Source organism: Sulfitobacter sp. M39 (assembly GCF_021735935.1).
Taxonomy (GTDB): Bacteria; Pseudomonadota; Alphaproteobacteria; order Rhodobacterales; family Rhodobacteraceae; genus Sulfitobacter.
The window spans coordinates 1-24,931 of sequence record NZ_WMDZ01000003.1; the positions used below are offsets into that span (position 1 = coordinate 1).

At 61.1% G+C, this 24,931-nt stretch carries 21 protein-coding genes; 9 read left to right on the forward strand and 12 right to left on the reverse strand.

Annotated elements, in window-relative coordinates; genetic code table 11:
- Together GLP43_RS15495 and GLP43_RS15500 are read left to right on the forward strand one after the other, a co-directional pair.
- A partial coding sequence (locus tag GLP43_RS15495) for an efflux RND transporter periplasmic adaptor subunit (RefSeq protein ID WP_237280048.1) occupies positions 1-1,037 on the forward strand: 1,037 nt, incomplete at its 5' end.
- A 3-nt stretch (positions 1,038-1,040) separates the two neighbouring features.
- Positions 1,041-4,100, forward strand: a complete 3,060-nt coding sequence (locus GLP43_RS15500; RefSeq protein ID WP_237280049.1) for an efflux RND transporter permease subunit — start codon at positions 1,041-1,043, stop codon at positions 4,098-4,100.
- A gap of 9 nt (positions 4,101-4,109) precedes the next feature.
- On the opposite strand, the gene GLP43_RS15505 is transcribed toward GLP43_RS15500, so the two are convergent.
- On the reverse strand, positions 4,110-4,766 hold the full coding sequence (locus GLP43_RS15505; RefSeq protein ID WP_237280050.1) for a TetR/AcrR family transcriptional regulator: 657 nt from the start codon (positions 4,764-4,766) through the stop codon (positions 4,110-4,112).
- Positions 4,767-5,100: 334 nt separating this feature from the next.
- Here GLP43_RS15505 and GLP43_RS15510 point away from each other — a divergent pair, with 334 nt between their 5' ends.
- From GLP43_RS15510 to GLP43_RS15520, 3 genes are all read left to right on the forward strand, one after another.
- Positions 5,101-6,252 (forward strand): C4-dicarboxylate TRAP transporter substrate-binding protein, encoded by a 1,152-nt coding sequence (locus GLP43_RS15510; protein ID WP_237280051.1) that lies wholly within the window; start codon positions 5,101-5,103, stop codon positions 6,250-6,252.
- Between the two features lie 82 nt (positions 6,253-6,334).
- Positions 6,335-6,883 (forward strand): TRAP transporter small permease, encoded by a 549-nt coding sequence (locus tag GLP43_RS15515; RefSeq protein WP_009824216.1) that lies wholly within the window; start codon positions 6,335-6,337, stop codon positions 6,881-6,883.
- Positions 6,880-8,190: a TRAP transporter large permease gene (locus GLP43_RS15520; RefSeq protein ID WP_005848709.1), complete on the forward strand. Its 1,311-nt coding sequence runs from the start codon at positions 6,880-6,882 to the stop codon at positions 8,188-8,190. Before GLP43_RS15515 ends, GLP43_RS15520 begins: the two co-directional genes overlap by 4 nt.
- A gap of 40 nt (positions 8,191-8,230) precedes the next feature.
- On the opposite strand, the gene GLP43_RS15525 is transcribed toward GLP43_RS15520, so the two are convergent.
- Genes GLP43_RS15525 through nthA form a run of 3 tightly spaced genes read right to left on the reverse strand, consistent with a single transcriptional unit; the run spans position 8,231 to position 9,839 of the window.
- Positions 8,231-8,557, reverse strand: a complete 327-nt coding sequence (locus GLP43_RS15525) for a nitrile hydratase accessory protein (RefSeq protein ID WP_037966998.1) — start codon at positions 8,555-8,557, stop codon at positions 8,231-8,233.
- Positions 8,554-9,216, reverse strand: a complete 663-nt coding sequence (gene nthB / locus GLP43_RS15530; protein WP_237280052.1) for a nitrile hydratase subunit beta — start codon at positions 9,214-9,216, stop codon at positions 8,554-8,556. Before nthB ends, GLP43_RS15525 begins: the two co-directional genes overlap by 4 nt.
- Positions 9,213-9,839, reverse strand: a complete 627-nt coding sequence (nthA, locus tag GLP43_RS15535; RefSeq protein WP_237280053.1) for a nitrile hydratase subunit alpha — start codon at positions 9,837-9,839, stop codon at positions 9,213-9,215. Before nthA ends, nthB begins: the two co-directional genes overlap by 4 nt.
- 197 nt (positions 9,840-10,036) lie before the next feature.
- Here nthA and GLP43_RS15540 point away from each other — a divergent pair, with 197 nt between their 5' ends.
- The gene (locus GLP43_RS15540; RefSeq protein WP_237280054.1) at positions 10,037-11,305 is read left to right on the forward strand and encodes a GAF domain-containing sensor histidine kinase; all 1,269 of its coding nucleotides are present in this window, start codon (positions 10,037-10,039) and stop codon (positions 11,303-11,305) included.
- 9 nt (positions 11,306-11,314) lie between these two features.
- Here GLP43_RS15540 and GLP43_RS15545 read toward each other — a convergent pair whose 3' ends face one another.
- Together GLP43_RS15545 and GLP43_RS15550 are read right to left on the reverse strand one after the other, a co-directional pair.
- Positions 11,315-12,190 (reverse strand): LysR substrate-binding domain-containing protein, encoded by an 876-nt coding sequence (locus GLP43_RS15545; protein ID WP_237280055.1) that lies wholly within the window; start codon positions 12,188-12,190, stop codon positions 11,315-11,317.
- On the reverse strand, positions 12,190-13,218 hold the full coding sequence (locus GLP43_RS15550) for a YeiH family protein (protein WP_237280056.1): 1,029 nt from the start codon (positions 13,216-13,218) through the stop codon (positions 12,190-12,192). The genes GLP43_RS15545 and GLP43_RS15550 overlap by 1 nt, the downstream gene beginning before the upstream one ends.
- A gap of 213 nt (positions 13,219-13,431) precedes the next feature.
- Here GLP43_RS15550 and GLP43_RS15555 point away from each other — a divergent pair, with 213 nt between their 5' ends.
- Positions 13,432-14,067 (forward strand): TetR/AcrR family transcriptional regulator, encoded by a 636-nt coding sequence (locus GLP43_RS15555; protein ID WP_237280057.1) that lies wholly within the window; start codon positions 13,432-13,434, stop codon positions 14,065-14,067.
- Positions 14,068-14,077: 10 nt separating this feature from the next.
- Here the strand turns inward: GLP43_RS15555 and GLP43_RS15560 are convergent, their stop codons facing one another.
- Positions 14,078-15,733, reverse strand: a complete 1,656-nt coding sequence (locus tag GLP43_RS15560; RefSeq protein ID WP_237280058.1) for an FAD-binding dehydrogenase — start codon at positions 15,731-15,733, stop codon at positions 14,078-14,080.
- Between the two features lie 10 nt (positions 15,734-15,743).
- Complete coding sequence (locus GLP43_RS15565; RefSeq protein ID WP_336885975.1) at positions 15,744-16,610, reverse strand: bile acid:sodium symporter family protein; 867 nt, start codon at positions 16,608-16,610, stop codon at positions 15,744-15,746.
- Positions 16,611-16,811: 201 nt separating this feature from the next.
- On the opposite strand from GLP43_RS15565, the gene GLP43_RS15570 reads away from it, so the two are divergent.
- Together GLP43_RS15570 and GLP43_RS15575 are read left to right on the forward strand one after the other, a co-directional pair.
- Positions 16,812-18,362 carry an AMP-binding protein gene (locus GLP43_RS15570; protein WP_237280060.1) on the forward strand — a complete coding sequence of 517 codons (1,551 nt, stop codon included), beginning with the start codon at positions 16,812-16,814 and terminating at the stop codon, positions 18,360-18,362.
- 124 nt (positions 18,363-18,486) lie between these two features.
- Complete coding sequence (locus tag GLP43_RS15575) at positions 18,487-19,134, forward strand: NAD(P)H-dependent oxidoreductase (RefSeq protein WP_237280061.1); 648 nt, start codon at positions 18,487-18,489, stop codon at positions 19,132-19,134.
- A gap of 92 nt (positions 19,135-19,226) precedes the next feature.
- On the opposite strand, the gene GLP43_RS15580 is transcribed toward GLP43_RS15575, so the two are convergent.
- From GLP43_RS15580 to GLP43_RS15595, 4 genes are all read right to left on the reverse strand, one after another.
- Entirely contained in the window at positions 19,227-22,307 is a 3,081-nt protein-coding gene (locus tag GLP43_RS15580) for an efflux RND transporter permease subunit (RefSeq protein WP_237280062.1), read from the reverse strand.
- Positions 22,304-23,434: an efflux RND transporter periplasmic adaptor subunit gene (locus GLP43_RS15585; RefSeq protein WP_237280063.1), complete on the reverse strand. Its 1,131-nt coding sequence runs from the start codon at positions 23,432-23,434 to the stop codon at positions 22,304-22,306. The genes GLP43_RS15580 and GLP43_RS15585 overlap by 4 nt, the downstream gene beginning before the upstream one ends.
- A gap of 110 nt (positions 23,435-23,544) precedes the next feature.
- The gene (locus tag GLP43_RS15590) at positions 23,545-24,450 is read right to left on the reverse strand and encodes a cation transporter (RefSeq protein WP_237280064.1); all 906 of its coding nucleotides are present in this window, start codon (positions 24,448-24,450) and stop codon (positions 23,545-23,547) included.
- A complete protein-coding gene (locus GLP43_RS15595) occupies positions 24,447-24,884 on the reverse strand; it encodes an enoyl-CoA hydratase (protein WP_237280065.1) in 438 nt (145 codons plus the stop codon). Before GLP43_RS15595 ends, GLP43_RS15590 begins: the two co-directional genes overlap by 4 nt.
- Positions 24,885-24,931: the final 47 nt, after the last annotated feature.

The following is a 24,931-nucleotide window of genomic DNA, read 5'->3' on the forward strand; positions in this document are numbered from 1 at the left end:
CGACGCCTCTTGTTGCACAGGACGCGGATGACCTGACCCCCTCGGGCACGCCCGCGCCGTTAAGGTCGGTCAAATTGATAGAGGCGGGCGGTGCCGCGTCGCAGGTGCAGCGGGTCTTTTTTGGCCAGATCGCAGCGCTGGAAACAGTGGACCTGTCGTTTGAGGTTGGCGGCCGCATGGTGATGTTCGACGCACAAGAAGGGCAGTTCCTGCAAGAAGGCGTGCAGATCGCGGCGCTGGACCCGGTGCCGTTTGAACGCGCGGTACAGCGTGCCGAGGTGCAGCTGACCCAAGCCGAACGGGATTTTGAACGCTCGCAAACGCTGGCCAAAAGCAATGCAGTCTCCACGGCACAGGCGCAGGATACGGAAACCGCCCGCGATCTGGCGCGGATCGCGTTGAGCGAGGCCCGCGAGGCGCTGGACCACGCGACGCTGATCGCCCCCTTCCGCGCCTTGGTCGCCTCGCGTCTGACGCCGAATTATGCCAATGTCTCTCCGGGTCAGGCCATCGTGCGACTGCATGACATGTCGGAAGTACGCGTCGAGATCGACGTTCCCGAACAGATGTTTCAGATGTATTCAAACACGGCTGACGTCGAATTTACCGGCACTTCGCCGCTATTTTCCGGTGGTGTCCCGCTTGAATTGCGCGAATTCAACGCCGAAACGCAAAGCATCGGGCAAAGCTACCGCGTGACGCTGGCGCTGCCCTCTGATCAGGTCACACCGAAACTGATCCCCGGCGCATCGATGAGCGTGACCGCGCGGATCGCGGCCGGTGACAACACTGCGACGACCCTGCCCCCCTCTGCCGTGGTTATGGCTGAGGATCAGGCGCGGGTCATGGTCTATACCCCGGACGAAACCGGCGAACAGGGTCAGGTCAGCTGGGTCAACGTCGACGTTTCTTCAAATACCGGCACAGATATTATCGCCACGGGGCTTGAGCCGGGCACCTTGGTTGTTGGCGCGGGCACACAGCTGCTGCGCGAGGGCGACACCGTGCGCCCCTTCAACGGGTTGAGCATCGAGTAAACTATGAAAATTGCGCGTTTCTCCATTGAAAATCCGCTTTATACGTGGATTTTCATCCTCTTTGCCCTGTTTGGTGGTGTGTTTGGCTACCTGTCTGTCGGCAAGCTGGAAGACCCGACCTTCACCCTGAAATCCGCCATCGTCGCCACCGCCTATCCCGGTGCCAGCGCGGCAGAGGTGGCGACCGAAATCTCTGAAGTGCTAGAAGCCGAAATCCAGCAGATGGATGAGGTCAAGAAAGTCACCTCGCGCAATACCCACGGGCTGTCGGTGATCGAAGTCGAGATGCAGGACGAATACGACGGGACCGAGCTGCCACAGGTCTGGGACGATCTGCGAGACCGTGTGTCTGACGCGGCAAGCTCACTGCCCTCGGGGGCCTATCCATCACAGGTGAACGACGACTTTGGCGATGTTTTCGGCATCCTATATGCCGTCTCCGCCCCCGGCTTTTCGGATTCCGAGATCTGGGAAATCGCGACCTTTATCCGGCGTGACCTGCTGACGGTCGACGGCGTTGCCAATGTCGATATTGACGGGCTGCCGGAAGAGGCGATTTTTGTCGAACCGTCGTCGCAAAAGATGTCACAGCTTGGCATCGATCCTAGCGTGATCATCGGCGCGATCAGTGAATCCACAGCGATCAACCCCACCGGCTTTGTCGAAACTGGTGATACCAACCTGCGGATAGACGGTCCCTCGGGCGATGATAGTGTCAATGAAATCAGCGCGTTGACCTTCGGCTTTCAGGGCGAGGTGTTGAACCTGCTGGACGTGGCCTCCGTGTCGCGGGGCCGTGTGGACGCGCCCGATCACCTTTTGCGCCAAGACGGGCAAGAGGTCTTCACCCTTGGCGTTTCCGGCCTGCAATCAGAGAACATCGTCGAGGTCGGCAAACGCGTCGAAGCGCAGCTTGAGACCTTGCAAACCTTCCTTCCCGTCGGGGTAGAGATCACCCCGATCTACGAACAACACCGCGTCGTGGACGAAGCCAACAACAGCTTCCTTTTGTCGCTTGCCATGTCCGTGGGCGTGGTGATCGGGGTGCTTGCGCTGTTCATGGGCGTCCGCGCCTCGGTTGTTGTCGGCGTATCGCTTTTGCTGACCGTGCTGGCCACGTTCTTCTTCATGTATCTGTTCGACGTCAAAGTTGAACGGATCAGCCTTGGTGCTTTGATCATCGCCATGGGGATGCTGGTGGATAACGCCATCGTCATCGCCGAAGGCATGCAGCAGGAAATGCGCAAGGGGCGGCCCTCGGTCGCCGCCGCGGATACAGCGGCGCAGAATACGCAGATCCCCCTGCTGGGTGCCACGGTCATCGGGATCATGGCGTTTGCCGGGATCGGCCTGTCGCCTGACGCCACGGGCGAATTCATGTTCTCGCTTTTTGCGGTGATCGCGATCTCGTTGTTGATGTCGTGGGTCGTGGCGGTGACTGTGACGCCTTTGCTGGGGCATTATATGCTGAAGATCGGCGGGCTGGCGGATGACGACAGCGGGTATAACGGCCCGATTTTCCGCAGCTATGGCAATCTTGTCCGGCTGGTGCTGCGGTTCCGCTGGCTGGTGTTTGTCGGGTTGATCGGCACCACGGTGGCTTGTGTGATGATCTTTGGTCAGGTCAAACAGCAGTTCTTCCCTGCGTCCAACACGCCGCTGTTCTACTTTGAATACAAGGCTGAGCAGGGCAGCTCTATCCAGTCGACCTCCCGCGATCTTGCGGTGATCGAGGATTGGCTGCTGGCGCGCGACGACGTGGACACTGTGACGACGACCATCGGTGCCGGTCTGACACGCTATGTTCTGACCTACACGCCCGGGGACAGCGACCCGTCGATCGGGCAGCTGGTGGTGCGCGCCACCTCGGCTGACGCGATCCCCGCACTGCGTGAAGACCTTGACCAGTTCGCGATTAACGCGCTGCCCTGGGCAGAGGTGCAGACCAAGCGGATCATTTTCGGCCCCGGTGGCGGGTCGGATATCGAGGCGCGTTTTTCAGGGCCTGACCCCGAAGTGCTGCGCGATCTGGCCGATCAGGCAGAGGATATCCTGCGTGACGCAACCCCGTTGCTGCATACCGAACATGTCGATTGGCGCGAGAAAGTGCTTGTGACCCGCCCTGTCTATGCCGAGGACCGTGCGCAGGCCGTGGGCATCGGGCGCAGCGATGTGGCGGATGCGATTGCCCTGTCGACCAACGGGATCACCGCGGGCACCTACCGCGAACGGGACCGGCTGATCGACATCATCGTGCGGGTGCCGCGTGCGGAATCCGCGAGCAACGGGCAGCTGCCCGACCAGATCGTCTATTCCGCCGCGCTTGGGGACTACCTGCCGCTGAGCCAAGTGATTGACGGGTTCAAGGTCACCGCCGAAAACGCGGTGATCGAACGGCGCAACCGCGTGCAGACGATCACGGTACAAGCCAATGTCATCGAAGGCGTCACCCCGCCCACCGTCTTCCCGCAGATCCGCCCGCTGATCGAAGAGATCGAACTGCCGGTCGGCTATACCCTTGAATGGGGCGGAGAGTTCGAGAACGCAGGCGACGCGCAGGCCTCGCTTGGCAAGCAGATGCCGCTGAGCTTCGGGACCATGTTGTTGATCACCATTCTGCTGTTCGGCAAATTACGCCAGACAGCGGTGATCTGGACCATTGTGCCCATGGCGATCAACGGGGCGGCACTGGGGCTCTTGTTCTCGGGGTTGGCGTTCAGCTTTACCGCGCTGCTGGGGCTGCTGTCGCTGTCGGGGATGTTGATCAAGAACGCCATTGTTCTGGTCGAAGAGATCGACGTGCAGAAAGAAAACGGCCTGAACCAGCATGACGCCATTGTCACCGCCAGTGTCAGCCGTTTGCGCCCTGTGGTTCTGGCGGCGGTCACGACGATCCTTGGGATGGTGCCGCTGCTGGCCGATTCGTTCTTTGCTGCGATGGCGGTGACGATTATGGGCGGCTTGGGCTTTGCCTCTGTTCTGACGCTGATCGGTGTGCCCGCGCTGTACCACACCTATCTCGCGAAAGAGCGACGCGCGGATGCGGCGGCCAAACCGGCCTAGGAAAACGGATTATGCCGTGGTGCCATGCACCACGGCATGCGCCAAGGCACGGGCCAGCGCGTCGCGCTCCCCCTCGGATTGATCGGGACGGATACGGTACCAGTCAACCAGCCCGTTCAATGCACCCATCAACGCACGGCTGGCGATTTCGATGTTCGGCACGTCCAACTCCCCCTGCGCCACACCCGCGCGCAGCACGTCGCGGTAGAGGTTTTCATAATCGTTGCGCAGGGTAATCAGCTCGCGCAGCACGCCGCGCTCTGCCTCTGTGGTGGAGCCGCGCAAATAGACCTCTACGCCCAAGCGGATACTGCGCTGATAGGGCAGCGTATCCATCATCACACGCGCATGGGCATGGGCCATCAATTCAAGCTTGCTGATGTTGGAAGTATCTAATGATATCAGCGGGGTAATCGCGTCAAAACAATATTGCATCGCCTGTCGGTACACCGCGAAATAGATCGCGTTCTTGGACCGGAAATGGTGGTACACCCGCCCCTTTGTCGCGCCCAGAACATCGGCGATATCGTCCATCGTCGCCTTGTCGAGCCCCTTGAGCATAAAGCACTGCGCAGCCGCCTCGATGATCTCGCGGCGGCTGTCGTGCTTGGGCACGGCCCCCTCGGTGGCGTCCGTCAGCCTATCATCATCGATGTGTTCGTCCATTCGGTTCAGCCTTTGACAGCGGTAGCGCGGTAAAGAACGGGGGGTTTTGCCCGTGTAGCGTGAATACTGAGCCGAAAAAAACGGCTGTGACAAGCCGTTGTGTCAGCGGACCCCCCGTAATTATCAGTTAGCGCACATACATCACCGACAGCTATTGACACCCGCGCGCCCTGTTACGAGAGTAACATACTACTCGGAATGTTGGGCCGCCAAAACTCAGGACCAACAGGGCAGACCGTGGGAATGGACGGTGTGCAGAGTACCGAAAATCAAGGGCTCGGCCGCGCGCTTTGCGCGGTTGTGTGACCCGAAATATATGTTTGGGAGGACATACATGACTTATAAATCATCCGTCGCAGTCACCGCATTGGTCGCTGCTGTTGCCATCGCCGGTCAGGCCAGCGCGAAAGAGCGTCTGAACTTTGCCTACGGCTATCCGAATAACTCTGCCATCGGTCTAGCCGTTGATGCCTATGCCGAAGCCGTGGCCGAACGCTCTGACGGTGAAGTCGACGTCACCGGTTTTGCGATGTCGCTGCTGAGCCTGCCTGAAACCTCGCCCGGTGTGCGCGACGGTCTGGCGGATGTCGGATTTGTGCTGCCGCCCTACTACCCGGCGGAATATTCCACCAACCTCTTCCTGCACGAGATGAACCTGCTGGTGAACCTTGTGGAAGAGCCCACGGGTAAAGAGCCGCTGGCCTTCACCGGCGCGATGGTCGAATACACCTTCACCAAATGCCCCGAGTGTCTGGAAGAATATAGCGCACAAAATCAGGTCTATACCGGTGGCGGTGTGACCCCGCTGTACAACCTGCTGTGCAAGGACGTCAAAGTCACCTCCGTCGAGGATCTGAACGGTCTGCGTCTGCGTGCCGGTGGTGCGGGTTTCGTGCGTTTCGCCGAAGCTTTCGGGGCTCAAGGCGTGCGTCTGCCCGTTTCCGAAGCCTATGAAGCGCTGGATCAAGGCATCATCGACTGCGCCATGCTGTCCGCGCCCGAGCTGACAAACTACAACCTGCACGAAGTCGTCACCGACATCACGCTGGCCGTACCGGGCGGTGTGTTTGCGGGCGTTTCCTCGGCGAACGTGAATGCGGATCGCTGGAAGGGCATGGACGACGCATCGCGCGAAGCCCTGCTCTGGGGTGGCAGCCAGATGACGGCACACACCACGTGGAACTTCTACACTGACGACAACGCGGCGATCGAACATGCGCGCGGTGCGGGCATCAACATCCACGAGGCCGATCCTGAACTGCTGGAAGCGGTGAAAGAATTCGGGCGTCAGGATCTCAAGACCGTTTCCGCCCTGTTCAAAGACACTTATGACGTTGCGCGCGCCGATGAAATCGCCGCCGATTTCGAGCCCCTGTTGGCCAAGTGGAACGATCTGGTGGTCGACGTGGACAGCGCTGACGCGTTGAACCAAGTGATCTGGGATCAGGTGATTTCCAAAGTGGACCCAGCGACTTACGCCCAGTAAGCCGCCCATCCGCTGATCACAACGGGGTGCCGCGCCGATGCGCGTGGCCCCCCGACGGCCCCTTTTGCAAACGGATACTCCGATGAAACTTATCGCGTCAGTGATCTCTGCGGTGATCACGTTGACCGCTTCGCTGGCTGGTATCATTGTTCTGATGCTGGTTGCCCATGTCACCATCGACGTGGTCATGCGCTTTGCGTTCGATACGCCGCTGAACTCTACTATTCTTTACGTCTCGGCCTTTTATATGGTCGCGATCGCCTTTCTGCCTCTCGCCGCTGTTGAGCAAAACGACAGCCACATCGCGGTTGAACTGCTGGTCGAAAGGTTTCCCACCAAAGTACAAAGCTTTCTCGCGGGGCTGGCCTTGCTGCTGACCTGCATTGTGACCGCCACCGTCGCGATCCGCACCGGAGACGAGGCTTTGGCGAAATTTATCGGCGGCTCCTATTCAATCGAGGCAGGCGGCAAGGTGACCACATGGCCCACCTATCTGGCGTTGCCCTTGGGCTTTGGCCTGATGTCGATCGTCGCCGCCTGGAAATTCATATGTCACCTTACCGGCCGCCCCCACGGGTTGAACGCCTTGCAGGTTGAAGACCCCTATCTAGCCGGCGGAGACGCACAATGACCGAGTTACAAATCGCAGGCATCTTTATCGCGATCCTGCTGGCGATGATCCTGATGCGTATTCCGATTGGCATCTCGCTGATCGCCGTGTCCTTTGGCGGGCTTTGGTCCATGTTCAACTGGAACATCGCCTGGGGGAGCCTCGGGATCGTGCCCTATAGCTTTGCCAATTCATGGGTGCTGAGCTCTATCCCCGCCTTCCTGTTCATGGGGTTCATCTGTTATCACACAAGGCTGACCCAAGGGCTGTTCAACGCCGCGCAGATCTGGCTGTCGAGCCTACCGGGCGGCCTTGCGATTGCGTCGGTCTTTGGCTGCGCGGGTTTTGCCGCTGTGACCGGATCGTCGGTCGCCTGCTCTGCGGCGATGGGTAAAATCGCGGTGCCTGAAATGGTGCGCCACCGGTACAGCCCCGAACTGGCGACGGGCACCGTTGCCGCGGCGGGGACCATTGGTGCCCTGATCCCGCCATCCATCCTGATGATCCTCTATGGTATCATCTCGCGTCAGTCGGTCAGCGCACTCTTCCTGGGTGGTCTGGTGGTCGGCGTGATCACACTGGTCGCCTATATCGTGCTGATCCTTGTCCGGGTGAAGATGAACCCTGATCTCGCGCCTCCGGTCCAAATCAGCGCGACGCGCGCGGAAAAGATCAAGGCATTGGGTCAGACATGGCCGGTCTTGTTGATCGTGATCGGTGTGTTCGCGGGTCTGTTTGGCGGGGCGTTCACCCCGACCGAAGCGGGCGCCATCGGGGCCATGCTGTCGACCATCGTGGCCCTGCTGTACCGCACGCTGACGTTCAAGGCACTGCGCATGGCGATCACCGAAACGCTAACCACCACCGCCGCTTTGCTGATCATCGCCGTGGGTGCCAGCCTGCTGACACGTTTTCTGGCGCTGTCAGGGATCGGGGACGCGCTGTCCGATGCGATCCTGGGCTTTGGTGCCGCGCCGCTGTTGATCATGATTGGCATCGTTTGCGTCTATCTCGCGCTTGGCATGATGCTGGAGCCCGTCGGTGCGATGCTGCTGACCTTGCCTATCGTTCTGCCCATCGTCGAAGAGACGGGCTATAGCCTGCTGTGGTTCGGTGTGGTGCTGGTCAAGCTGCTCGAGATCGGGATGATCACGCCGCCCATGGGGATGAATGTCTTCGTGATCAAAGGTGTGGTCGGCAATACCGCGTCGCTGTCCACGATCTTCAAGGGCGTGTTCTGGTTCGTCATCGTTGATCTGCTGATCGTGGCAGCGTTGATCGCCGTGCCCGATATCGTGATGTTCCTGCCCGATTGGGTCGGCCGCTAAGACATCGCCTCCGGCGCGGAGTTTCCTGCGCCGGAGCCCTTCACAGCGTGATAGCTTGCCCGTGAGGCGTCCGCGCCGCAGCTTCGTGCCACGCCTCTTTCGTAGCCGCCAGCTCGCCCGCCGTTGTCAGCTGCTTCTGCGCCACAATCTTTTCCAACGCGGTCAGCCAGTGCTGGTAGTAGTCACGCTCTGTCCCTGAATGCACCTCTGCGGTCAGCGCTTGCGCCCATTCGGCCCATGTGAAGGCCCCCGATTGATGCAGGGACACCGCCATCGCAAAGGCCTGCGCCTGCCACGGCGCGTCAAACACCGGTTCATCATCCGACAGCGCAATATCGGGCAAAAGCGAAAGATCGGGCAGGGTCATGATACGGTCCTTAGGTAGGGTTCCCACAGATCAAGGGTCACGCTGTCATCCGTGCGCGCTTGATCGCCCCAAAGCGTGCGCGCCGAGAAGGCCACCTGATACAGCCATTGCGGATCCTCGCCCTGCCCTTGCGCATTGCTATCGGGAAAGACGTGAAACCCGTGCACCTTGGTGATCGTACCGATCTTGTCGCGGGCATAGCGTGCCATGCGGGTGTGGGTTGCGGGATGGTTGTTGATCGTTCTGATCTGATCCCCGACAGCAAATGCGGGTGTGCCTGTCGCGGGCCGATCTGCCGGACCACCCGCCGCCAACATGGCGTCGACATCTTCGGCAGCAAGCCTGCGTTTGATCGGTGCGGCGGGGGTCAGCGGCACCGCTTGCGCGATCTCTGCCTCGGTAAGCATCCCCTTCTCCACCATCAACCGCTTGGCCGCTTTCAGCCAGATCGCATAATACGGCGTGCGGGTATAATCGCCCGGGTGCATATCCTCGCGCGCGGATCGCGCAGCGTCGATATTCCACTGCCCGCAGGCCCCAAGCGCCACCACGATCCCAAGTGCGCGGGCCTCCCAGGGGGCGTGAAACAGCGGTTCGTCCTCTTCTTGCACCACAGGGCCAAAGCCCATCATCCCGCCAAGGTCCGCCCCGCCGTTCATGATGCCACCTGCGGCGCGCGCGCCAGCCCTGTCCCGATCATCGCATTGCGAGTCACCAGATCGGCCAGCTGTTCCATGGAATAGCCTTCGGTTCCCGCGGGGCGCTGCGGGATCACGAGATATCGAATCTCGGCGGTTGAATCATGCACCTCCACCCGCGTCTCCGAATCAAGGGTCACGCCAAACTCCGCCAGCACACCACGCGGATCAATCACCGCCCGCGACCGGAAGGGAGGCGATTTATACCACGTCGGCGGCAGTCCCAGCACCGACCACGGGTAGCAAGAGCACAGCGTGCAGACGACCAGATGATGCACCTCGTCCGAGTTGAAAACCGCTTCGATATGCTCGCCCTGACGGGAATGATACCCAAGCGAATGGATCGCCGCCGAAGAATCGCGCCGCAGCCATGCCTCGAATTCCGGCTCGACCCATGATTTCGCCACCACATGCGCGCCGTTACGCGGGCCGATCTTTGTCTCGTAGGTCTGGATGATCCGGTCCACCGCCGCGCTGTCGATGTAGCCCTTGGCGCTCAGCAGGCTTTCCAGCGCCCTCACCCGCGCCTCGGTCTCTGTCAGATGTGAATGATCACCGTCGTGATCATGCCCGTGGGATGTCATCGGTCCGCCCCCTTCGCCCTGCGTATTGATGCAACGATAGGAGGGAACGCCGCGATTGGAAACCACCATATGTGTGGGCGGCCCACCGCAACTTCCGTGACGTCAACATACCTTACTTATCCCCCCGTCCTGACACGAAGCGACCGCAGGAATGCCCAATTTGTTAACCAAGTTGACCCAAAGCCAAGGAGCCCCGCATGAGAACCTATCCCATCCCCTTTAACGAAGAAGCCCGCCTGCGCGCCGTTTTTGATATTCCGGGACTGACCGCGCAAAACGAAGCGTTGTTTGACACGATATGCGAGGCGGCGCGCACCCTTCTCGACTGTCCGATTGCCCATATCAGCGTGGTCGAAGAGGACAGCCAGTGGTATAAATCCGTTGTGGGCATGCATCTAGACCCGATGCCCAAGGACACCGGTTTTTGTGCGCATACAATTATGTCCGACGCGCCGATGATCGTGCCCGATCTCAGCAAGGACGCCCGCTTTGAACGGCACCCGATGGTCGCCAAGGGCGGGCCGGAGGCGCGCTATTACGCTGGTGTGCCGCTTATCCTGTCCACCGGTCACCGCTTTGGCAGCCTGTGCGCGCTGGACCTGAAGCCCCATGAATACCCTTCGGAAAAGCAGATTGCCCTGCTCACCGATCTGGGTCGTATCGTCGTTGCAGCGCTAGAGCGGAGCCAACCCGAAGCCCCCGAAGTGCAGCAGGATAAAACCGCGCAATCGACCTTCCTGACATTGGTCGGGCACGAGCTGCGCACGCCGCTGACCGTACTTTTCGGCAGTCTTAAACTGTTGGAGGCGACAGCAAGCACCGGCACCAACCCCACGCTAATCCATTCGGCCCGTCGGTCGGTGGATCACCTAACGAAACTGATCGAAACGATCCTGTCCTATAGCAACGCCAGCACTGGCGAACTGCGGTTAAACGAACAAAACTGCGATCTTGGCGCGATCCTGAGCGCGGTTGCAGGGTTGCAGTTCCCCACCACGGATGCGGCGGCCAAAACGGTCACGCTTCGTGATACTGTGATGCTGGATACGCTGCATGTGGACGCCGAGCAGATCGAACTTGCCGTCACAGCCTTGGTGTTGAATGCCGTGATGCACGGCGGGACCGACATCACCCTAGAGACGTTTCAGGACATGGACGGAAATATCGAGGTTTCGGTGCGCGACAACGGCAGTTTCGACGAACATGTCGAATTGGCCGAACTTTACAAACCCTTTGTCGTGGGCGGGTCGCTGGACCACCGCGCGACCAAGGGCGGGCTGGGTTTGGGGCTGCCCCTGACCCGCAAGCTGGTCGAGATGCACGGCGGCGATTTCGAAGTTCACGCAGAGGTGGATCACAGCCGCGCCGTCATCCGCCTGCCCGCGTGGCGGTGTAAGACCGCGATGATTCAGGCCGCCAAAATGGCGCCTGCCACTGTTCCTGATGCGCGGCAGAAGCTTATCTAGCAGCGGAGCCTAAACGCTTGTCTCGGCGTGGTGGATGAACCGGGCTTCAAGCGCACTTGGCTGGCGTTCGGCGTGGGTCAGTATGTGAAACCGTCGTTGCGGGGTGTCTATGGGCACGTCGACCATCCGCCCCGCCTCGATCGACCTGCGGACCACCAGATCAGACAGCAGCGCGGCACCGATACCCGCTTCGACCGCGCTGCACACCGCCTCGTTTGACGGAAGCTCTAGCGTGTTTTCCAGATCCTCCAGCCCCAAACCCTGCCGTCCGAGCCACTGCAGAAAACTGTCGCGCGTGCCTGACCCTGCTTCGCGCAGGATCCAAGGGGTCTGGCGCAAGCGTTTGGGTGAAAGATCAGCCCCCTTGGCGTCGCTTGGGAACACCAACCGCAGCGTGTCCCCCGCCACCGCCTTAGCGCGGAGTGTGGTGAGGTGGCAGTCCCCCTCGATAATGGCGATGTCAGCCTGCAATGCCTCGACCGCGCGGGCAGCGTCGTCGCTGTTGCCGATCCGCACCGTCAGCGCGATCTCGGGGTGCGCCCCGCGGAACCGCGCGATCACCGCAGGCAGCCAGTAGTTCGCGACCGTCTGGCTTGCCGCCAGCCGCAGCCTGCCGCGTTTCACCCCCGCCAGATCATCCAGCCGCTGTGTGGCGATGGCGGCGCGGGCCAGAACGGCGCGGGCTTCGCCCAGAAAATCGCGCCCCGCATCGGTCAGCACAATCCGCCGCCCGATACGATCAAAAAGGCGCAGGTTATGACGCTCTTCCAGCGCGGCGATGGCAGCGCTGGTCGCACTTTGGGTCTGGTTCAATGCTTCGGCGGCGCGGGTCATGTGTTCACGCTCTGCCACGGCAACGAAAATGCGCAACTGGTCCAGTGTCATCAGGTAGCCCCCGTCAGGATGATCAGCGCAAGGCTGACCCCCATGATAAAAACCCAAGCCGCCGCCCCCAGCAAGGCCGGACGCCCCCCCGCCGCGGCGAGTTTGCGCAGATCGGTTTCCAGCCCCATCGCGGCCAACGCCATCGCCAGCAAAAATTGCGTCACAGAGGTCGCGGGGGCCAGCACCGCCTGCGGCATCCACCCGGTCGAGGCCACGCCGACCATCGCAATGAAGCCGAAGACAAACCACGGGATCGGGGCCTTGCCGCCACCGCCTTGCCCCTGACGTCGCCGCGCGGCAAACGCCCCCAGACACAGGATCATCGGGGCAAGCATCATCACCCGCGTGAGCTTGGCAATCGTGCCGAACTGTCCGGCCTCCTCTCCGCGCTGGAAGGCGGCGGCGACGACCTGGGCGACCTCGTGGATCGACGCGCCGGTCCAAAGGCCAAAGCCACGCGGGCCAAGGGTCAGCCAGCTTTCGGCCAAGGGCAGCAGGATCATGGAGAGCGAGCCGAAAATCGTCACGCAGGCCACCGCATAGGCGACGTCTTCGTCACGACCACGGGTGACGGTATTGGTCGCGATCACGGCAGAGGCCCCGCAGATCGACGTGCCCGCCGCGATCAACTGCGTCAGCTTGGCATCCACCCCCAGCACGCGGCCCAGCCATGTGGTGAACCCGAAGGTCAGCGCCAGCGACAGCGCGATCACCGCGACCCCCACCCAGCCCACAGCCGCAACCTGCCCCACCGTTAGCTGCAACCCCATCAGGATAATCCCCGCCCGCAACACCGGTCGCATGCTGATCGCAAGCCCTGCCTTCGCCACCTCGGGCGTGCCAAGAGTATTGCGCAGCGCCATCCCCAGAAGGATCGCGAGGATCAACGGGCTCAGCATCCCCACCCCCGGCAGATACCGCAGCGCAAAGGCCAGCGCGGCGATGATGGCGGCAAGCGCCAGACCCGGCCAGATCGATGGCGTGGTTTTATCAGCGTTTACAAGGTCAGAGAGGGTCGTATCAGTCATAGCGTGCCTAAGTATCGTCGCGTCCCGTGCACTATCGGCCATTCGGATACATCAATCCAACGGATTATAATTATCTAAATGATCGTGATATGTGATTGATTGACCACCTCGCGGCAATCCCTTGATGCAGCGTCTCTCTTTACGCTTGGGGGTCTGCGCCCCTATCGTTAAGGGACTGCCGAAACCCGCATCGCTGCGCAGAAAGGGAAACCCATGGTCCCGATCATCTTTGGCCCCTTGCGGACACGTGAAACGCCGCGCCAGTCGCGTGCGGTGACCCGCGTGCATGTCATCCTGAACGCCACGGCGGCGCTGCTGGCTGAGAACCGGTTGCAAGACCTGACCACCACCGCTATCGCGACCCGTGCCGAGGTGCCTGTCAGCTCTATCTATCGGTATTTTCCCACGCTTGATGACGTGCTGCTTGAGCTCTATTCGCAGACCGCCAATGAATTACGCGCCAAGCTTTTTGCCAGCCTTGATGATGTTCACGCCCATACGACATGGCGGGACCGGTTGCGTGCCGTACTGGATGTGCAGCGCAGCTATCTGGCGCGGCATCCCTACTACCGCCCCCTGCTGCTGCATTTCGCGACGAAACGCGGACCGCTCGCGATCGAGGATGACGACCACGACGATCTGGTCCGCTTTCTATGCAACAGATGGGAGCGCGGCGCCGACGGGTTTCAGGGTGGCGATCCGGTGGTGGTGGCCAAAACCACGATCCAGATCTCCCTTGCGATGGAAGATCTGGTCGCGGCGCAGGCGGATCGGCGCAGCTCTCGCCCCTATTCGCAAGAGCTGACCAAAGTGCTTGAACATTATCTGGCGCAATACCTGTCGGATTAGCGCCTGCGGGTCAGGCGATGGTATCCGCCCGCCCCGCTTGCCGCCCCGAAAAGATGCAGCCGCCCAGAAACGTCCCCTCAAGCGCGTTATACCCGTGATACCCACCGCCGCCAAAACCCGCGACCTCGCCCGCCGCGAACAGCCCCGGGATCGGCGTGCCAGAGGCATCCAGCATCTGACTGTCCAGATTTGTATGTAGCCCACCCAGAGTTTTGCGGGTGATGATGTTCAGCTTGACCCCGATCAACGGCCCGTTTTCAGGGTCGAGGATCTTGTGCAGTTTCGCCGTACGTTGCAGCTTGTCGCCGCGATAATTCCGCGCCGCATGGATCGCCATGATCTGCGCGTCTTTGGTAAAGTTATTGTCGACCTGCATGTCGCGGGCCCTAATCTCGGCCTCGATCTTATCAAGCGACAACAGATCATTGCCCTCCATCCCGTTCATCTTGGCAATGAGCTCGGGCAATGTTTGGGCAACGACAAAATTCTCGCCATGCTCTTTAAAGGCTTCGACGGCGGGGGTCGCGGCCTTGTTCAGGATACGTTGCTGCAAGACTTTGACCCAGCTTTTGTCAGCGAAATCGGGGTTCTGCTCTGACCCCGACAGGGCAAATTCCTTTTTCACGATCTTCTGCGTCGTGATGAACCACGAATAATCAAAGCCCGTATCAAGGATCATCTTCAAAGACCCCAGACTGTCGAACCCCGGCAGCGACGGCGCGGGAAAGCGGTTGCCCTTTGCGTCAAACCACATCGACGAAGGTCCGGGCAGGATACGGATACCGTGGTTGGGCCAGATCGGGTCCCAGTTCTTCACGCCCTCGGTATAGTGCCACATGCGGTCATTGTTGATCAGCTGGCCGCCCGCCGCCTCGCTAATGGCGATCATGCGGCCGTCGACGTGGGCGGGTACGCCGGCGATCATCTCTTTCGGGGCGGGGCCAAGGCGCGCCGTCGGCCATGACTTGCGCACCAGCTCGAAATCTCCGCCGATCCCGCCAGAGGTGACAACGACAGAGGGCGCGCGCAGTTCGAAATCGCCCGCGATATCACGGTTGGTCTTTTGGCCGCGCGATGCCCCGTCCGCCGCCAGCACCGCGCCCGAGACACCGACCGCGGCGCCGTTTTCCATGATGATATGCGAACAGCGATGGCGGAATTTCAGCGTGATGCGACCGGCCTGTTCATGTTCCCGCACGCGGCGTTCGAATGGTTCCATCGTTCCGGGCCCAACACCCCACGTCAGGTGAAAGCGCGGCACCGAATTGCCGTGACCCGACCCAAAGCTGCCGCCGCGTTCGGCCCATCCCACGACGGGAAACCACCGCATCCCCATATCGTACAGCCAGCTGCGCATCGGGCCTGCGGCGAAATCGACATAGGCCTCGGCCCATTTGCGCGGCCACGCGTCTTCGGGCCGGTCGAATTGCGCCGATCCCATCCAGTCTTGCAGCGCAAGTTCGCGGCTGTCCTTGATGCCCATCCGGCGCTGTTCGGGGCTGTCGATCAGCATCAGCCCGCCAAGGGACCAGAAGGCCTGACCGCCCAGAAAGGCTTCGGGTTCCTGATCGATGACGGTGACCTGTTTACCACGATCAGCCAGTTCGGCTGCGGCGACCAGTCCGGCCAGGCCGCCGCCCACGATAATAACGTCAGAGGTGTTCATGCAAAGCTCCTTACGCAGTGCCGATGCGGCGGTATTTCAAAACGACGGGTAGGATGATCAGATACATCAGGATACCATAAACAGCCGACGGCAGCGCATAGGCGGTGAACCCGCTCTCGCCGCCGACGATGATCGCGGCGACGGCGATCCCTAGGGTGCTGTTCTGCACCCCCGTCTCGACCGAGATGGTCTTGGCCTCGGTCGCCGACCGGCCAAGCAGCCGCGGCACGACAAAGCCGATGGTGGTCAGCGCGGCCAGCAGGACCAGCAGCGCCGGCCCGATCACCACGATATTTTCCACAAACAGCGCCCAATTCGCCGCCAGCGCCGCCAGCACGATCGCCGCAAACAGGATCGTCGCTATCGCGCTCAGCTTCGGCTCCGCCCGTGTCATCGCAGCAGGGGCCATTGCACGCACCCCCAAGCCAAGCGTGACCGGCACCACCGTCAAGGCAAACATGGTGACAGCGGTTTTGGTGATATCGATCTCGGGCGCGGCGTCGCCCATGAAATACCCCATCGACAGCCCCAAAATCAGCGGCACGGTCACAACACTGGCAAGGCTGATCACCGCTGTCAGCGACACCGACAGCGCCACATCCCCTTTGGCCAGCTTCGAGATCACATTGCTGGTCACCCCACCGGGGCAGGCCGCCAGAATCATGAACCCCACGGCCATTTCCGCGCGGATGCCAAAGACCAGCACACAGATAAAGGTCACGAGCGGCAGCAGGATGCTTTGATTCAGCGCCCCGATGAAAAACGCCAGCGGCCGCTGCCCGACACGGGCGAAATCCGCAGGTGTCAGCCCGACACCCAAAGTAAACATTATAAACGCCAAGCCAAGCGGCAAGACGACCGAAATCAGTACATCCACGATTATCCCTCCCAAGACATCTGTGAAAAACAGAATATATTTCCGGTATAGCCGTCAAGTGCCGATTCACCTAAGAGAAATCCGCTCTGCCGTAACGTCGCGCGATGGCCCCCGATGGACCCTTCCCCAAAGTAAGGTTACCTTAGCGTAAGGGAACGAAACAACTTGCACGCCCCAAGGTGGCGGGCAGGCATTGGCACGATGGGAGTACATCTAATGTCGGATACGGTGATTGCGGATTTTGATCGCAAGCTTGCACGAGAGGCGTTTGAACAGCGCGCGGCGCAGGGCGCTGCGGCGCTGACGCATCTGGGGGCGGGGGCGGATGTGCCTGTGGCGCTTATCATGCGCAACGATCTGACCCAGCTCGAGGTCATGCGCGCTGCGGCTATGGCGGGCACGGTCATCGTGGCGCAGAACTGGCACGCTGCATCAGAAGAAGCTGGTGCCATCTGTGACGACAGCGGCGCACAGTTCGTGATCATCCACCGTGATCTGATCGACGCGCTGCGTCCCGCCCTTGAAGGGCGCACGGTCATCGCGGTCACCCCTGATACCGCGCTGCGTAAAGCTTATGGCATTGATGAAGCCGCCGCAAAGACAGACCCCGAGACACCGGAATGGTCCGCGCTGGTAGATGCTGCCGACCCCATCAACCCGCGCGAGATGATGCGCCCGTTGATGCGCTATACCTCGGGCTCTACCGGCAAGCCCAAGGGCGTGCGGCGTTTGGGGGGCGGGCCCAAGCGCGACTTTGAAGAGGTGCTTTCGCGTGTAGGCACCGAGATGTTGCAACTCAAACCCGGGTCGCGGTTCTTTACGGCCGCGCCGATCTATCACTCGGCGCCGTCAACGCTGACCTCTGCAGCGCTGGTCACCCCTGGCGTATCGACCTTTGTCGCGCCCAAGTTCGACCCCGAAAGCTTCCTTGCCACGATCGAGGCTCAGCGCATCACCCATATCTATCTGGTCCCCACCATGATGAGCAGGATGCTAAAGCTTCCCCAAGAGGTGAAGGCGAAATATGACCTGTCCTCGGTGGAATTCTGCGTCTCAACGGGGTCACCGTGGCCACATGATCTGAAAGTTGCGATGATCGACTGGTGGGGGCCTGTGTTCTGGGAAAGCTACGGCGCGACAGAGATCGGGTTCATGACGATGGTATCCTCGGCAGACGCTTTGGCACGGCCCGGCACCGCAGGGCGGATGCAGATGGGTGGCACGCTGATGATCCTTGACCCCGATGGGAACGAGCTGCCCGCCGGTCAGGTGGGCGAGATTTATGCCCGTATGGATGCCTTCGGCGGGTTCGACTATTCCAACGATCCCGAAAGCCGCGCCTCGGCTGAAAAGCACGGGCATTTCTCTGTCGGGGATCTGGGATCGGTGGATGAGGACGGGTTCCTGTTCATTACGGACCGCAAGAAAGACATGATCATCTCGGGCGGGGCCAATATCTTTCCCGCCGAGATCGAAGCGGTGCTGATGCGCGCGCCCTTCATCCGCGATGTCGCCGTCTTTGGCGCACCTGACCCCGAATTTGGCGAACAGATCGTCGCGGCGGTTGAACTGGCCGACGGGCATAGCGCCGACAAACAGACGGTGCTTGATTTCCTTGACGGCAAACTGGCCCGATTCAAAGCGCCACGGATCGTCGATTTCCACGAGGCCCTGCCCCGCGAAGACAGCGGCAAGATCTTCAAACCCCGCCTGCGCGCGCCCTACTGGGACGGGGCGGGCCGGTCGATCTGATCCTGACCTGACGCCCTTACACCAACTAAGACCGGTGCAAATTGCGCCGGTCTCCTTGTGTAGGGGCGCGGGGATTCCTACATCGCGCCGGTACACACGCCGCCCCGAGGCGGCCAAAAACAGGATGATCACGATGACCAGCACCCTACTAGAGCAGTTGAACTGGCGCTATGCGACCAAGAAGATGGACCCTTCCAAGAAAGTCCCTCAGGAAAAAGTCGACACCATCGTCGAAGCTATCCGCATGACACCCACCTCAAGCGGCACTCAGCCCTTCGAGCTGCTGGTCGTGACCAATCCCGACAAGCTGGCGCAGATCCAGAAAGCCGCCAGCGACCAGACCCAGATCACCGAAGGGTCGCATCTGCTGGTGTTCGCGGCGTGGGATAACTACACCAAAGACCGCATCGACGCGGTCACCGATCTGAATGTCGAAGCCCGTGGCGACCTGCCCTTGCTCAGCGCCTATTACGAGAACCTGAAAAACAACTACCTGCCCCGCGATGCCGAGGTAAACTACGCCCATGCCGCGCGTCAGGCTTATATCGCGCTTGGGGTGGCACTGGTTGCCGCCGCTGAACAAGAGGTTGACAGCACCCCGATGGAGGGTTTCGACCCAGCGAAGGTAGACGAGATTCTGGGCCTAAAAGAGCGCGGCCTGCGGTCGGTGATCCTGCTGCCTCTGGGCTACCGCGACGCGGACTCTGACTGGCTGGCGCCGATGAAAAAGGTACGCAAACCGGCGGAAACGCTGGTCACCCATATCGACTGATTGCTGGGGGCGAAGGGCCAAACACCCGTCTCGTACCCCGATAGAGATACCACCACGGGGCCGGTTCTTTGCGACCGGCCCCGCGGTTTTCGTCAGACCGCCGCCTCGCGGGTCAGACGTTTTGATGCCATCCCCGGCTCTGCCCCCCAGACCGCCACGTAGCGATAGAAGACCGGCGTGAGGAACAGGGTGAACACGGTGGCAAAGCCAAGCCCGCCCACGATGACCCAGCCCACGGCGATGCGCGCTTCGGCCCCCGCGCCCGAGGTCAGGATCAACGGCAAGCCGCCAAAGACGGTCGACACCATCGTCATCATCACCGGACGGATCCGCAGACGCAGCGCGTCTCGGATGGCGCTGTCGATATCCTGCCCCGCCTCGCGCAACTGGTTGGCGAATTCGACGATCAGGATACCGTTCTTGGCCATCACCCCGATCAGCATCACCAGCCCGATCTGACTGTAGTAGTTCAACGATCCACCGCTGAGCGACATCGCGAAAAGCGCCGCCGCCAGACCAAAGGGCACGGTCAGCATGATCACGACAGCGCTGGCGATGCTTTCGAACTGCGCAGCCAGCACAAGGAACACCACCACCAACGCGACGCCGAACACCATATACATCTCTGTCTGGCTGTCGCTCAGCGTCGCCGCCTCGCCGGTAAAGATGATCCCCATCCCGTCGGGCAGCACGCTATCGGCAATCGCCGTCAGACGGGTCATCGCGACGCTAAGATCGATACCGTCGTTCAGGTTCGCCTGCGCCGAAACCGCCAGCGACCCGCCCTGCCGTTCCAGCGTGGACTGGCTGACCACGGGCACCAGCTCTGCCGCCGCGGACAGGGGCACATAGGCACCGCCCGGCAACTGCAGCTGGATGTTATCAAGATCAGAGGGGTCATCAATCGGCGGGCCACCGGGCACGACATTCACATCCGTCTCGATCTCGTCCGCAAAGACGGTGACGGCGACCTTGCCTTGGGTCATTGCGCCGATGGTCTGGGTGATCTCGGCCTCTGTCAGGCCAAAGACGCTCGCCATTTCGGGATCAACGCGGACCTCGTATTGCGCTTGCACCGCATCGTTGGAAAGTTGCGGGTTCAAAAACGCCTCATCCTGCGCCATCGCCGCGACCAAAGCCTCGGTTGCCGTGGTCATGGCCGCGATGTCCTTGCCTGTCACCGCGAATTGCAAGCCCTGCCCGCCGCCGCGGATATTGAGACTGTTGGTCCCCCGCGCACTGGCCTGAACGCCAGGTACCCGCGCCAGCTTGCCGCTGATTTCGGCGACCAGTGCGGATTGGCTGCGGTCACGATTGCTCCAGTCATCGAGCCGTACGATGATGAAGGCGCTGGTGCCACCACCGACGCCAACGATGCTTTGAACCGAGGTGACCTCGCCGCTTTCCTGATAGGGGGTCAGGATTTCTTCGACCTGATCAACCTCGGTATCAAGGTAGTCGATCGTGGTGTCAGAAGCGCCGCGTGCCTGTACCAGGAAGAACCCGCGATCCTCGTCGGGCGTGATGGCAGAGGGCAAAGTGCCCGCCGCCCCCGCCGCCACGATTACAAAGGCCCCCGCCGCACCCAGCACCACCAACGGCATGCGAATGGCTTTGTCCATCACCGTGTCAAACATCCGACCGGCCCAGCCTTGCGGCTTTGCCGTTGCCTCAAGCGCGGATTTCCCCGGATCAAGAAAGGCCGCCAGAACCGGTGCCAGCGTCAGCGCGGTGATGGACGACAGCGTGACAGCAAAGGCCAACACAAAGCCGAATTCACTGAACACCCCACCGGCCTGACCGGGCAGGAAAGAGATCGGGATAAACACCGCCGCCAGCGTCGCCGTGGTAGAGATCACGGCAAAGAACACCTCGTTCGTGCCCGCCGCAGCGGCAGCAAATGCCCCCATCCCCTGTTTACGTTTGCGCACGATATTCTCGATCACGACAATCGCATCATCCACCACCATCCCCGTCGCCAGCACCAGCGCCAGCAGGCTGATGGTATTGACTGAAAACCCCGTCAGCCAGATCGCGGCGACTGTACCCACCAGCGACACCGGAATGGTCACCGCCGGGATCATCACCGCACGGGGGGAACGTAGAAAGGCAAAGATCACCACAACCACAATCCCCGTCGCCAAAGCGATGGATTTCATCACCTCGGTCAAGGACCCTTTGATGAATGTCCCGTCGTCAGAGGTCACGAAAAGCCGAACGCCGTCAGGCAGCGCCGATTGCAGATCAGCCACCGCAACGGCAACATCTTCCGAGATCGACAGCGTGTTGCCCACGGATTGTCGCGTGATGTCCAAGCCGACGGCGGTCTCCCCGTTCACGCGGGTTAGCACCGCGTCATCCTCGGGCAGCAGCCGTACGAACGCCACGTCAGAAACGCGCGTATTCGCATCAATCGGAATCTGGCCCACTGTATCCACGGTGACATTCGCGTTGCCGACCCGCAGCGCCAAGGTTTGCGCATCTGAATCCAGCGATCCCAGCGGTGTGTCATCGCGTAGCGCTGCCAGCGCGTCAGAGACATCGAATAGGGTCATCCCCCGACTAAGCAACGCGGGCATATCCAGCGTCACGCGGAACTCGTTAGGTTGTTCGCCGCGCAGGGTGACCTCTGCAATGCCGTCGATGGTGGACAGCCGGTCATAGACCACGCCCTCGGCCAGCTCGGTCAACGCATCAAGGCTCGCGTCCCCCATCAGCGCCAGCCGGATGATCGCATCGGCGTTGCTGTCGCTTTTGGTAACGGTCGGATCATCCTCGATATCGTCGGGCAGGTCGCGCAGCGTGGACGAAACGATCTCGCGCGCCTCATTTGCCGCGACATCGACATCGGTGCCTTCGGACAGATCAATGGTGATCCGGCTCGACCCTGTGGTCGAAGTGGATTCCATATAGGATAACCCCTCCAGCGCACTCAGGGCATCCTCAAGCACCTGCGTCACCTCACGGTCGACGGTGGCGGGCACCGCGCCTTCATAGGTGGTGCGCACGGATAGAACCGGCTGGTCAACGTCGGGCATTTCCCGCACATCGACAGCCACAAGCGCCGCCAGACCGGCGATCAGGATCAGCAGGTTGATGACGATCCCGAAAATTGGCCGCGAGACGAATAGATCGGCGAGCCCGCCACGGGGCTTTGCAGGGGTATCGCTCATGACGGTGCCTTTTCAGTCTCTGCACCGACCGCGGTGATTTTAGCCCCGTCCCGCAGCTTTTGCGCCCCTTCGGTCACGACCATCGCGCCATCGGCGATGTCGGCCTCTATCCAGACGAATTCGTTTTTACGATACAGAATCGTGATCGGCACCCGCGTTGCGGTACCGCCATCGTCAACCCAAACCGCAGCACCCATACGCGACCACGTCACCGCGGTAGAGGGCAGCACCGACAGCGGCTCGCTTTCATGCAGCAGGCGCACGGCAAAGGTCATGCCCGGCCAGAGGATGCGATCGGCATTATCAATCTTGGCCTTCACCGTGACAGAACGCGTGACCGCATCGATCCTGCTGTCGAACGAAAGGATCTCTCCGGTGATCGACCGGCCCACAAATGCCGAGGTGGAGACAAGCACCTCATGCGCCTGCCCCAGCATGCCAATGGCGCGTTCGGGCAGTTCGAATTCGACCACCAGCGTTTCGGTCTGGTCGATCGTCGCAATCACGTCATTCGCGCCGAGAATATCGCCGACCTCAACCTCACTCAAACCCAGACGCCCCGAGATGGGCGCGCGGATGGTGCGGTCTTCCAGCGCGACTTCGGCCAGACCCACTTCGGCATCGGCCAGTTGCTGCGCCACGCGCGCCTCTGACTGTGCGACATCGGTGATGGTGGAATTGCCGCCGGCCCGCAGCCGGTCATAGCGGTCGACCGTATCGGTTGCCTGCTGCAAATTGGCGCGCGCGATTTCAAGGTTCAGCTCTTGGGTCCGCGCATCCAACCGCACAAGGACCTCGCCCTGTTCAACATCGCGGTTCGCGGTCAGTCGGGTTTCGACCACTGTACCGGCGGTTTCAGTCACCACATCCGCACTGCGCAAAGAGGAGGCCGTGCCGGTCGCGTATAAAGTCACCTCGTAGGGGCGTTGTTCCAGCGCGGTCGTCACCACCGAAGTCGCCCCCCGTGCACGCCCGCCCCCGGGGCGGCCACCTGCAGGGCGCCCGCCCGCCGCGGATTGAGGCTGCGCCGCCTCGCTTGTGGCATCCGTGCCGGGCAGGCCAAAGGTGATGGCATACGCCCCGAACAAAAGCCCGACGGCCACCAGCAAACTCACAAATTTCCGCATTATTCCAACTATCCAGATCAGGTCATTAAGCCATTTAACGTGGGCCCTGAAAATTCCGTCGCTGAAAACACGACTAAATGCAGAAAAAATCCCAACGGTCCCGGGGGAGCCTAGTTTTCGGGCTTCACGCTCAGGGTGACCACGCGCCAGGCGTCATCCTCGCCCACCAGCTCCTTCGCGCGCTCTGGATCGGGCAGCAGTTCATCGTCGTCGCCGATAACCACGTGTAGATAGCGTCCGGCCTCGCGCAGCTTGACGACAGGCGCGCCATCCATGCCGTTCTGAACACGATCCGCCAGATTTTGACGCTCGGCAGAGCCAAGCTTGCGCGGCGCACCGTCCAACAGCTCCGCGACCGAGATACGCAGATTGCGCCCACCGTCTTTCAACACGTCCAACCCGATCAGCCCGGCAGCCACGGCATCGGCCCACCAGAACCCCATCGAGATACCGATGATGCCCAGAATACCCGCAACGCCGGTCTTCCAGTCTGCGGCGTTCATGTCAGCGTCCGCATGCAACACCTTGTCCTGAATGTCGGGCGCGATGGCCAGCTTCTTGCGCCCCAAGATCACTGGCGGGATGATCGAATAGACCAATGCCGCCACCATCAACCAGCCCATCCAGATCTCGGTGCCAAACAGTTCGATACTGCCGATGGTGGGATGTTCCTGCCGCACCAACGTGACCACCGCGTCGTACACCAGATAGCCGCCCATCAAGGTCAGCGCCGCCGCCGAGAGGGCAAAGGCCAGTGTGCCGATGCGGTGCAGGCCAAAGGGGTACTTCGCGCTTGGTGGCATCCGTTCAAGCCGCGCGGCGATCAGGAACAGGATCGGCGGCAACAGCGATAGCGTGTCTTCGATCCACGCCGCCTGCATCGCCTGACTTGATCCCATGACCATAAACATCACGAAAATGATCGTGACCAGCCAGAACAGCGTCCACCATTCCAGCCGACGCGCTTTCGCGATTTTCTCGGCGATCTCTTGCGGCAGCGGGGGGTAGCGGTTCATTCCTGCGCCTCCCGCGTCAGCGGACGCAGCGCCATATTGGACCGCATGAGAAACCGGTTCTCGCCGCGCCGCAACAGCAAGACCCGTTCGGGACGGTCGGCCCCGACGGTCACATATCCGATGGGGTTGGTCATGCCCGTATGCTCTGTCAGCGGTGAATCTTTCGGTATCCCGCCCGCCAGCAGATGCAGATCGCCCCCCCCGAGCGCGTCAAGCATCTGGTGCGGGTTCTCGCGATGCCATTCGATCTGGGCATCCAGCGCCGCGGCGATCAGTGTTACCGCCTGCAAGTCTTGCTCCGGCAAAGGATCTTGCAAAGCGCCGACCTTCAGCACGGCACCCTGCACGGTATCAGTGGTGTTTTCGGGGTCTTTCGGCAACTGGCAGGCAGCCAGAACGACCAAAAGAGCAGCGGCGATGAGGTGGCGGTGCATGATAAAAACCCTTCAGGGCGTCAACTGCACAGATCATGATTTCGTTC

Bases quoted from the DNA above. Each gene is read 5' to 3' on its own strand.
- GLP43_RS15545 (WP_237280055.1), bottom strand. From the start codon at position 12,190: ATGACACTGGACCAGTTGCGCATTTTCGTTGCCGTGGCAGAGCGTGAA.
- GLP43_RS15575 (WP_237280061.1), top strand. From the start codon at position 18,487: ATGATCACGATGACCAGCACCCTACTAGAGCAGTTGAACTGGCGCTAT.
- GLP43_RS15510 (WP_237280051.1), top strand. From the start codon at position 5,101: ATGACTTATAAATCATCCGTCGCAGTCACCGCATTGGTCGCTGCTGTT.
- nthA (WP_237280053.1), bottom strand. From the start codon at position 9,839: ATGACATCCCACGGGCATGATCACGACGGTGATCATTCACATCTGACA.
- GLP43_RS15500 (WP_237280049.1), top strand. From the start codon at position 1,041: ATGAAAATTGCGCGTTTCTCCATTGAAAATCCGCTTTATACGTGGATT.
- GLP43_RS15560 (WP_237280058.1), bottom strand. From the start codon at position 15,733: ATGAACACCTCTGACGTTATTATCGTGGGCGGCGGCCTGGCCGGACTG.
- GLP43_RS15580 (WP_237280062.1), bottom strand. From the start codon at position 22,307: ATGAGCGATACCCCTGCAAAGCCCCGTGGCGGGCTCGCCGATCTATTC.
- GLP43_RS15505 (WP_237280050.1), bottom strand. From the start codon at position 4,766: ATGGACGAACACATCGATGATGATAGGCTGACGGACGCCACCGAGGGG.
- GLP43_RS15570 (WP_237280060.1), top strand. From the start codon at position 16,812: ATGGGAGTACATCTAATGTCGGATACGGTGATTGCGGATTTTGATCGC.
- GLP43_RS15520 (WP_005848709.1), top strand. From the start codon at position 6,880: ATGACCGAGTTACAAATCGCAGGCATCTTTATCGCGATCCTGCTGGCG.
- GLP43_RS15525 (WP_037966998.1), bottom strand. From the start codon at position 8,557: ATGACCCTGCCCGATCTTTCGCTTTTGCCCGATATTGCGCTGTCGGAT.
- GLP43_RS15540 (WP_237280054.1), top strand. From the start codon at position 10,037: ATGAGAACCTATCCCATCCCCTTTAACGAAGAAGCCCGCCTGCGCGCC.
- nthB (WP_237280052.1), bottom strand. From the start codon at position 9,216: ATGAACGGCGGGGCGGACCTTGGCGGGATGATGGGCTTTGGCCCTGTG.
- GLP43_RS15585 (WP_237280063.1), bottom strand. From the start codon at position 23,434: ATGCGGAAATTTGTGAGTTTGCTGGTGGCCGTCGGGCTTTTGTTCGGG.
- GLP43_RS15515 (WP_009824216.1), top strand. From the start codon at position 6,335: ATGAAACTTATCGCGTCAGTGATCTCTGCGGTGATCACGTTGACCGCT.
- GLP43_RS15550 (WP_237280056.1), bottom strand. From the start codon at position 13,218: ATGACTGATACGACCCTCTCTGACCTTGTAAACGCTGATAAAACCACG.
- GLP43_RS15595 (WP_237280065.1), bottom strand. From the start codon at position 24,884: ATGCACCGCCACCTCATCGCCGCTGCTCTTTTGGTCGTTCTGGCTGCC.
- GLP43_RS15555 (WP_237280057.1), top strand. From the start codon at position 13,432: ATGGTCCCGATCATCTTTGGCCCCTTGCGGACACGTGAAACGCCGCGC.
- GLP43_RS15590 (WP_237280064.1), bottom strand. From the start codon at position 24,450: ATGAACCGCTACCCCCCGCTGCCGCAAGAGATCGCCGAGAAAATCGCG.